The 8,883-nt window shown below is 72.3% G+C and carries 9 protein-coding genes; 1 reads left to right on the top strand and 8 read right to left on the bottom strand.

The annotated features are described in order from the left end of the window. Together ACFW3D_RS36995 and ACFW3D_RS36990 are read right to left on the bottom strand one after the other, a co-directional pair. A partial coding sequence (locus tag ACFW3D_RS36995) for an SDR family NAD(P)-dependent oxidoreductase (protein ID WP_500512140.1) occupies nt 1-204 on the bottom strand: 204 nt, incomplete at its 3' end. 107 nt (nt 205-311) lie between these two features. Further along, nucleotides 312-1,226, bottom strand: a complete 915-nt coding sequence (locus ACFW3D_RS36990) for a LysR family transcriptional regulator (RefSeq protein WP_500512139.1) — start codon at nt 1,224-1,226, stop codon at nt 312-314. Nucleotides 1,227-1,431: 205 nt separating this feature from the next. Between ACFW3D_RS36990 and ACFW3D_RS36985 the strand changes: the two genes are divergently transcribed. Next, a complete protein-coding gene (locus ACFW3D_RS36985) occupies nt 1,432-2,052 on the top strand; it encodes a TetR/AcrR family transcriptional regulator (protein ID WP_500512137.1) in 621 nt (206 codons plus the stop codon). A 63-nt stretch (nt 2,053-2,115) separates the two neighbouring features. Here ACFW3D_RS36985 and ACFW3D_RS36980 read toward each other — a convergent pair whose 3' ends face one another. From ACFW3D_RS36980 to kdpB, 6 genes are all read right to left on the bottom strand, one after another. Then, nucleotides 2,116-2,559: a VOC family protein gene (locus tag ACFW3D_RS36980; RefSeq protein WP_500512135.1), complete on the bottom strand. Its 444-nt coding sequence runs from the start codon at nt 2,557-2,559 to the stop codon at nt 2,116-2,118. Between the two features lie 142 nt (nt 2,560-2,701). Further along, nucleotides 2,702-3,487 carry an alpha/beta fold hydrolase gene (locus ACFW3D_RS36975; RefSeq protein ID WP_500512133.1) on the bottom strand — a complete coding sequence of 262 codons (786 nt, stop codon included), beginning with the start codon at nt 3,485-3,487 and terminating at the stop codon, nt 2,702-2,704. 160 nt (nt 3,488-3,647) lie between these two features. Continuing rightward, nucleotides 3,648-3,854: a hypothetical protein gene (locus ACFW3D_RS36970; protein ID WP_500512131.1), complete on the bottom strand. Its 207-nt coding sequence runs from the start codon at nt 3,852-3,854 to the stop codon at nt 3,648-3,650. 196 nt (nt 3,855-4,050) lie between these two features. After that, nucleotides 4,051-5,679, bottom strand: a complete 1,629-nt coding sequence (kdpA, locus tag ACFW3D_RS36965) for a potassium-transporting ATPase subunit KdpA (RefSeq protein WP_500512129.1) — start codon at nt 5,677-5,679, stop codon at nt 4,051-4,053. Then, nucleotides 5,676-6,518 (bottom strand): potassium-transporting ATPase subunit C, encoded by an 843-nt coding sequence (locus ACFW3D_RS36960; RefSeq protein WP_500512127.1) that lies wholly within the window; start codon nt 6,516-6,518, stop codon nt 5,676-5,678. Before ACFW3D_RS36960 ends, kdpA begins: the two co-directional genes overlap by 4 nt. 2 nt (nt 6,519-6,520) lie before the next feature. Then, nucleotides 6,521-8,680 (bottom strand): potassium-transporting ATPase subunit KdpB, encoded by a 2,160-nt coding sequence (gene kdpB / locus ACFW3D_RS36955; RefSeq protein WP_500512125.1) that lies wholly within the window; start codon nt 8,678-8,680, stop codon nt 6,521-6,523. Nucleotides 8,681-8,883: the final 203 nt, after the last annotated feature.

The following is an 8,883-nucleotide window of genomic DNA, read 5'->3' as shown; positions in this document are numbered from 1 at the left end:
GGCGGTCGCGATCACGCGCTCCGCGGTGCCCCGCTCGGCGATGTCCCCCTGGACGGTCGCCACCTCCGGGTCCGTCGACGCGCCGATGTTCCGCGAGGTGGCGACGACCGCGTAGCCCAGCTTGCGGTACGCCTCGACCAGCCCGGCGCCGATGCCCTGCGAGGCACCCGTGACGACCGCGACCTTCTGACCCTGAACGCTCATGACCTGCTCCCGATGGGTGGGGGTGGGTGGACTCCGCCGGCGAAGTAGCCGACCGGTCACCTATAACCGGGACAGGCAGGCGACAATTCCGGCGGATCACCGGAAATCTATCGCTTGTAGGGGTCGCCGTCGGGGAGCCAGGCGTCCGGACGGTGGATGCCGACGTCGCCCACACCCTTGGTGAGGGCGTCCACTACGGCCAGCACGGCGTCCCGGACCTCGTCGGCGCGCCAGACCAGCGACCAGGTCCAGTAGACCTCGGGTGCAAGCAGCGGTCGCCTGACCAGGTCGGGGGGCAGTGGGGTGGTCTGGCCCTTGGGGCAGTTGACGACCGGCCCGCGGCAGCGGCGGACGTGGTCGAAGAAGCCACTGCCGGTGACGCCGCCGTCGGAGATGCGGACCGCCCGCGCTCCCGTGTCGGCGGCGAGCCGCTCCGCGTAGAGGTTCCACGAGAGCCACGAAGTGGTGTCGTCGTCGAGGAGGACCGCGGTGTCCTCGGCACGGACGGCACTGGTGTCGTCGCCGACGGAGACCGCGTAGAGGAGGTCCGCGCCCAGGAGCCGGGACCGCAGGCCGTGCCGCTCCAGGTCCTCGGTCCGCACCCAGCAGACCGCGAGGTCCAGGCTGCCGTCGGCGACCCGGGCGGCCTGGGTGTGGGAGGGCGCGATCCACGCGTCGACGTGCAGCCGGGCCACCGCCGACGCCCGGGCCGCCAGGTCGGCGGGGAGCCAGTTGACGTAACCGAGGCGCACCGCCTCGGAGCCGGCCAGCTGCTTCGCCCGGCGCCCCACGTCGTCCGCGCGCTCCAGCACCTCCCGGACATGCGGGAGCAGCGCCGAGCCCGCCGGGGTCAGCGAGACCGAGCGGCGGTCGCGGTCGAAGAGCCGGACCCCCAGGTCACGTTCGAGCGCCTTGATCTGCTGGGACAGGGAGGGACCGGCGATCAGGAGCCGATCGGCCGCCCTCCCGAAGTTCAGCTCCTCGGCGACCGCGATGAAATACCGAAGTTGACGCAGCTCCACGCCGCCATGCTAGGGCCTGGCCCGGTGGATCTCCGCGGCGCCGTGCGTGTGGGAGCCCCTGCCTCCCAGCAGGGAGGAAACCGGTCCTGGCGGGTGACCGGCGGCCCGGACCACGATGGGGGCCGGTCGGGATTCCCGGCCCGGGGGGAGCAGCGTTCCCGAGCCGGTCGACACAGAAGTAGTCGATCGGTCGTATACTGCTGTCATGGGACGCACAAGTGATGCCAGGGAGAAAATCATCACTGCCGCGCAGACGCTCATCGAGCAGCGCGGCTACTCCGCCCTGGGGGTGGCCGAGATCTGCAAGGCGGCCGGGGTGCCCAAGGGCAGTTTCTACTACTTCTTCGAGTCCAAGGAAGCCCTCGCCCTGACCGTCATCGACGAGCACTGGGCGGCACAGAGGCGCGAGTGGACCCGCATCCTGGGCGCCGACGCGGCACCCCTGGAGCGGCTGCGCCGGCTGTTCGAGGCGACCGAGGAGATCCAGCACGCGGGCCAGCAGTCCTGCGGCACGGTGTCGGGTTGCATGTTCGGCAACCTGACGCTGGAGATGAGCAACCAGACGGAGTCCATCCGCGGGCGGCTGCAGGAGATCTTCGACACACAGGTCGGCATGATCGACGAACTCGTCACCGAGGCCCGTGAGCGCGGCGAGGTCGCCGTCGCCGACACCCACGCGGCCGCGGCGTCGGTCGTCGCCCAGTTGGAGGGGCAGGTGCTCTTCGCGAAGCTCTACAACGACACCCACCGCCTCAGCGCGCTCTGGACGAACTGCCTCGCCATCCTCGGCGTGACCGAGCCGAGGGAGGCCGTGGCGGCCGTGTGACGCCTCCGCACCGCGGGCCCGGCGCCCGCGGTGCGGAAGTCCGTACGACAACAGGGGTGGAGGTCAGCGGCCCGGCAGCCGCTCGGTGATCTCCTGGAACACCCACTCGTTGCCGTCGGGGTCGTTGAACGACGCGAAGGAGCAGTAGCTGCGCCGCTCCGCGTCGGGACCCGGCACACGCCCTTCGGTCCCCGCGCGGTGGAAGATCCCTCCGGCGTCGTGGAACGGTTCGCTCACCTCGACCCCGCGCCCCACGAGGTCCTGGCGGGCGGCTACCACGTCCTCCACGATCAGGTGGAGGCCCTGGACCGAGCCGGGTGCCGCAGAAGTGAGCCCGGTGCCGAAGATGACCGAGCACGGCGAGCCCGGCGGGGTCACCTGGATCACGCGGAAGTCCTCGCCGGTGGTGAGGTCCGCGTCCAGCCGCCAGCCGAGACCCACGTAGAAGTCCTTGGCCCGGTCGACGTCGGCGACGGGCACCACCACGACCTCGAGTTTCATGTCCACAGCGGGTTGCTCCTTGTCCCTTGCCCCGTCCGGCGCGCGGGGGCGCGCCGGACGTCCACGGTCCGCGGGTGATCCGTACCCCCGCTCCCCGACGGGCGGACGGTGCGGACCGGAGGGCCACCGCGTTGGCGGTGCGGGCGCCTCAGCGGGCGAGGAACGGGAGCAGCGCCGCGGTGACGTCGGCGGGCGCTTCGAAGGCGACGAGGTGCGCCGCGGCCGGGAACTCGACCAGGGCGGCCCCGGGGATCGTGGCGGCGTAGCGGCGGGCGATGTCCTGGAAGTCCGGCACGTCGAGGAGGCCCACGCCGACCAGGGTGGGCACGGACAGTGCGGCGACGTCGCCGTCCGCACGACCCCGGGAGTACGCCTCGACCGCGCCCTGGTGGGTGAGCGCGGTCCGCAGCGGCCCGCGCAGCCGGTCGGCCGCCCCGGCGGGGACCTCGTCCCATCCCCGGGCGGGGCCGCGCAGCCACATGTCCAGGTTGACGCGGACCGCGGCCTCGTGGTCCCCCGCGGCGAGCGCCTCGGTCTCGGCCTCGTCGTAGGCGATCATCTGCGGCGACCAGTCGTACCCCGGCCAGGGCGGGGAGAACACGGCCAGGGAGTGGACGCGCCCCGGGTGGGCGAGCGCGAAGTCGAGCGCCACGCGGCCGCCGAAGGACGCGCCGACCACGCGGGCGCGGTCGAGGCCGAAGTGGTCCAGGACGCGGCGCAGGTCGTCGTGCTCGCTGAACGGGCCGGTGGGTGGCGGGGACTGACCGAAGCCGCGCATGTCGTAGCGGATGACGGTGTGGTGTTCGGCGAGGCCGGGCACGGCCCCGTCCCACATCCGGTGGTCGGCGACGCCGGCGTGCACGAGGACGACGGGCGGCCCGTCCCCCGTCACCGTGCAGGAGAGACGTCCGAGTTCGTCGGCGAGTGTGAGCATCCGCAGATGTTCGCACGAGGCCATGGCGTGTGCCGCCGGATTTCACGCGGGGAAGGGGCCCGCGCCACGCACCGCCGGCGTGACACCACACCGGCACCCGCCCCGCCTCAGCGCGTCGCGCACGTGAGGTGGGCGAACTGGCCGACCCGCTCGACGCCCGTCAGCCGCAGCCGGGCCGAGGCCGGCCGCTCGGCAGCAGCGGCGCTCCGGCGCCGAGGGTGACCGGGGCGATGCCCGGGATCAGGTCGTTCCGCTGTCCGTGGTCGGCGAAGCAACGGACCAGGTCACCCCCGCCCACCAGCCAGATGTTCCGGCCCCGGGCGGGGGTGGTCACGGCCGCCTGGACGGGGCGGACGTCGTCGCGCACGAAGGTGACGTCCGCCCCGGGGACGACGGGCAGGTCCCGGTGGGTGAAGACCCAGGCCGGGGTGGTGCCGTGGTACTCGGTCCACTTCCCGGGCCGCTCCAGGAGCAGGCCCTGAAGCGCTCAAGGCCCTCTCCCTCGACCTCGAAGAGCCAGTCGAGGGAGCCGTCCGGGTCGGCGATGAAGCCGTCGGGACTGGCTACTGCAGTCCTTCCGCCACCGGCCCGAGGGACAGGACGGGCAGGAAGTTCAGCAGGGCGAGGATCAGGGCGGCGCCGGTGGCCAGGACGACGAAGTTGACGCCGTGCGGGCGCAGGGTGCCGACCGTGACCACGCCCTGCCGCTGCCGGGCGAGACGCCCGGCGAGCGCGAGCACGAACACCATCGGGAGGTAGCGGCCGATCAGCATGGCGGCGGTCATCAGCAGGTTGTGCAGGTCGGTGGCGCCGTTGAAGCCGGCCATAGCGCTGCCGTTGCTGGCCGTGTTGCTGGTGTACGCGTAGACGAGTTCGGTCAGGCCGTGCGGACCGGTGTTGCCCATTGAGGAGCGCCCGCCTGGCAGGGCGACGGCGATGGCCGAGCACACCAGGATCGCGGTGGGCGCGACGAGCGCGTAGAGCACGACGTACCGCATCTCCGCGGCGCCGATCCGCTTGCGCAGGTACTCGGGCGTGCGGCCGACCATCAGGCCGCCGACGAAGACCGCGACGAGGACCGCCATGAGCAGGCCGTACAGGCCGCTCCCGGTGCCGCCGGGCGCGATCTCGCCGAGCATCATGCCCGCCAGCAGGACGCCGCCGCCGAGGCTGGAGAAGCTGTCGTACGAGGCGTTGGCGGCGCCGTCCGCCGACGCGGTCGCCGACACGCCGAACAGGGTGCTCGCGGGCACACCGAAGCGGGTCTCGGTGCCCTCGACGTGCCCGCCCACCGCGGCGCTGACCGTGCCCGTGTGGGCGCTCTGGGCGAGGTTGGCGGCGGCCAGCAGCAGGCCGAAGAGGACGCCGACCACCGCGAGGAGGGTCCAGCTCTGCTTCAGGCTGCCTACGAGCCGGCCGTAAGTGCGGATGAGGGCGGTCGGGATGAGGAGCATGAGCACGATCTCGAGCGTGTTGCTCCAGGCCGAGGGGTTCTCCAGGGGATGGGCGCTGTTGGCGTTGAAGACACCGCCGCCGTCGCCCGACATCAGCTTGATGGACTCCCAGGAGCCGACGGGGGCGGCGAGCTGGTCGCTCCCCGACAGGTGCTGCGGCACGCCGAGGGCGATCAGCACGATGCCCGAGACGACCGCGAGGGGCAGGAAGACGCGGAAGGTGCTGCGCACCAGGTCGACCCAGAAGTTGCCCAGCTGGTCGGTGCCGCGCCGGACCAGGCCGCGCACGAGGGCGAGCGCGACGCAGATGCCGACCGCGCCGGAGGCGAACGCCTGGGTGCCCAGGCCCGCCATGACGGCGAGATGACCGGTGGTGGACTCGCCCGCGTAGTTCTGCCAGCTGGTGTTGGTGGTGAAGCTGACGGCGGTGTGCAGGGCGAGCCGCCACGGCATGCCGTCGCGGCCGAGCGACCACGGGAGCTTGTCCTGCAGGGTGAACAGGGCGAACAGCGCGGCGATGCTCACGGCCGAGAAGGCGAGCAGGGCACCCAGGTAGTGCCGCCAGTTCTGTTCCTTGTCGGGGTCGACGCCGCACAGGCGGTAGAGGGCGCGTTCGGGTCTGAGGTGGCGGCCGCTTTCGAGGGCGCGTGCCATGTAGTCGCCGAGGGGGACGTGGAGGCCGACCACGACGGCGATGACGAGGGAGGCCTGGATCCAGCCGTACATGTCTGCTCTCACGCTCCGCGCGTCGGGTGGGTGCGGTCCAGGGCGGCGTTGAGCCCGACGACGTCGACGGCGGGCTCGCCGAGCACGCCGAGGGCGCGGCCGGTGGTGTACTGCGCGATCAGGGCGCGCACGGTGTCCTCGCCGATACCCCGCTCGCGGGCGATCCGGGGCGTCTGGAGGCCCGCGTACGCGGGGCTGATGTCGGGGTCGAGGCCGCTGCCGCTCGCGGTGACCGCGTCCGCGGGAACCTCGGGGCGGGCCGGGGCGTCGCCGCGCACGGGGGTGACGACGGCGCGGGTGTAGTCGGCGCCGGGTTCCGCGCAGCGGACGGCCACGTGCTCGTAGGCCGTGACGAACGGCCGGGCGGGGCAGGGCTGGTTGAGGCTGACGACGCGGGTCACGCGGCCCGTGGTGCCGCCCTCGCGGAGGACGCCGAGCACGGCGCCGACGCCGTCGGGGGTGCAGTAGGGGCGGGAGCCGTCGACGTGCTCGAGCTCGCCGACGGCCTTGCTGCGCGAGCACACCTGGGTGAGCAGGCTGGGCTTGTCGGGGGTGTCGACGACGCTCTCGGCGCCCTGGTTGCCGGCGCCGGAGGCCGCGGTGTCGTAGCCGTCGCCGGCGTTGGAGGGGCGCGACTGGAAGTAGCCGGGCAGCGGGTCGCCCTGGGAGTCGGTGTAGGCCCTGCCGATGAGCGTCTCGCGTGACGAGGCGTCACGCAGGCCCGGTGCCTGGGCGAGCAGCGTCATGCCGAGCGGGTAGGCAAGTCCGACGAGGAGGGTCAGCGCGAGCACCACGCGCACGGCGGCGAGATGGTGCGCTGCCCAGCGGGGCAGCGTGGAGGTACGGGCCATGGTCAGATCCCTGGGATGAACTGGACGAGGGCGACGTCGATGAGCTTGATCGCGAGGAACGGCACGACCACCCCGCCGAGGCCGTACACCCACAGGTTGCGGGTGAGCAGCGAGGAGGCACTGCCGGGCCGGTAGCGAACGCCCCGCAGGGCGAGCGGGATCAGCGCGACGATGACGACGGCGTTGAAGACGACGGCCGACAGGATCGCCGAGGCGGGAGAGTGCAGCCGCATGATGTTCACGGCGTCGAGGGCCGGGTAGACCCCGCCGAACATGGCGGGGAGGATCGCGAAGTACTTGGCGATGTCGTTGGCGATCGAGAAGGCCGTCAGCGCGCCGCGGGTGATGAGGAGCTGTTTGCCGATCTCGACGATCTCCACGATCTTCGTGGGGTCGGAGTCGAGGTCGACCATGTTGCCGGCCTCCTTGGCGGCCGACGTGCCGGTGTTCATGGCGACGCCGACGTCCGCCTGGGCGAGGGCGGGGGCGTCGTTGGTGCCGTCGCCGGTCATGGCGACGAGGTGGCCGCCGGCCTGCTCGTGCTTGATCAGGGCGAGCTTGTCCTCGGGCGTCGCCTCGGCGAGGAAGTCGTCCACGCCCGCCTCCTCGGCGATGGCGCGGGCGGTCACCGGGTTGTCGCCGGTGATCATCACGGTGCGGATGCCCATCCGGCGCATCTCGTCGAAGCGTTCGCGCAGTCCGGGCTTGACGACGTCCTTGAGGTGGACGACGCCCAGGACGCGGGCGGGGCCCCCGTCGGCGGGACGTTCGGCGACCGCGAGGGGCGTACCGCCCGCGGACGACACCTGCTCGACGTACACGTCCATGCCCGCCGGGACGGTGCCGCCCTCGTCGCGGACCCAGGCGGCTACCGCGGCGGCGGCACCCTTGCGCAGCTTCCTGCCGCCGGCGAGGTCCACCCCGGACATGCGGGTGGTGGCGCTGAAGGCCACCCATCGGGCGTCGGGCAGGTCGATCTCGTCGGCCTTGTGGTGGGACAGCGCGTAGTGCTCGCGGGCGTGGGTGACGATCGAGCGTCCCTCGGGGGTCCGGTCCGCGAGGCTCGACAGCAGCGCGGACCGGGCGAACTGCTCGGGCTCGACGTCCCCGACGGGCAGGAAGGCGCTCGCCTGCCGGTTGCCGTAGGTGATGGTGCCGGTCTTGTCGAGCAGGAGCGTGTTCACGTCGCCGGCTGCCTCGACGGCACGGCCGGAGGAGGCCAGCACGTTGCGCTGCACCAGACGGTCCATTCCCGCGATGCCGATGGCCGACAGCAGGGCTCCGATCGTCGTCGGGATGAGGCACACGAGCAGCGAGACCAGGACGATGCCGGTGACGCCGTCGGCGGTCAGCGCGGCGCTGTCGGGGGCGGCGCCCATGAAGCCCTTCGAGAAGATCGCCATGGGCTGCAGGGTCACGACGGCGACCAGGAAGACGAAGGTCAGCATGACGAGCAGCAGGTTGAGCGCGAGCTCGTTCGGCGTCTTCTGCCGGTTGGCACCCTCGACCAGGCCGATCATCCGGTCGAGGAAGCTGCGACCGGACTCCTGGGTGATGCGCACGACGATGCGGTCGGACAGCACCTTGGTGCCGCCTGTGACCGCCGAGCGGTCGCCGCCCGCCTCGCGGATGACGGGTGCGGACTCCCCGGTGATGGCGGACTCGTCGACGCTGGCGACGCCCTCGACGACGTCGCCGTCACCAGGAATCGTCTCCCCGGCCTCGACGACGACGGAGTCACCGCGGCGCAGCGCGATGGCGTGCACGACCTTCTCGCCGTTCTCGGTCAGCCGGCGGGCGGTCGTCAGCTTGCGCATGCGACGCAATGAGTCGGCCTGGGCCTTGCCGCGACTCTCGGCGACGGCCTCGGCGAGGTTGCCGAAGACGACGGTCAGCCAGAGCCACACCGTGATCAGCCAGCCGAACACGGTCGGGTGGACGAGGGCCAGCCCGGTGGTCAGGGCCGCGCCGACCTCGGTGACGAACATGATCGGGTTGCGGACCAGCGTCACCGGGTTGAGCTTGCGCAGGGCGTCGGGAAGGGCGAGCCACAGCTGTCCGGGGTCGAGCAGTCCTGCGCCGACACGGCGCTTCCCGCCGCCCTCGGCGGCAGGGGCGGGGCTTTCACGGTCCGGTCTGACGGGTGCGGGTGCAGTGGTCATCGGATTCCCTCCGCGACGTTCAGGCGGACGGCGTACTCCACACTCACCGGACTCTCTCTTCTCGTGGATCGGGACCCGTGGACCGGGCCTCTTGAAACGGAATGGGGCATGGCGCACCTCCGGGCAGGGGGACGCGGGGACATCACCTGCCCGGAGGGCGTTCGAACGGCGTCCTGGACGCCTGGTCATCGGGCCTGCGGGGC

It is taken from the genome of Streptomyces sp. NPDC058864, assembly GCF_042742985.1.
GTDB lineage: Bacteria > Actinomycetota > Actinomycetes > Streptomycetales > Streptomycetaceae > Actinacidiphila.
The sequence above is the reverse complement of the archived record's forward strand: the minus strand, read 5'-3'. Positions and strand labels throughout refer to the sequence as shown.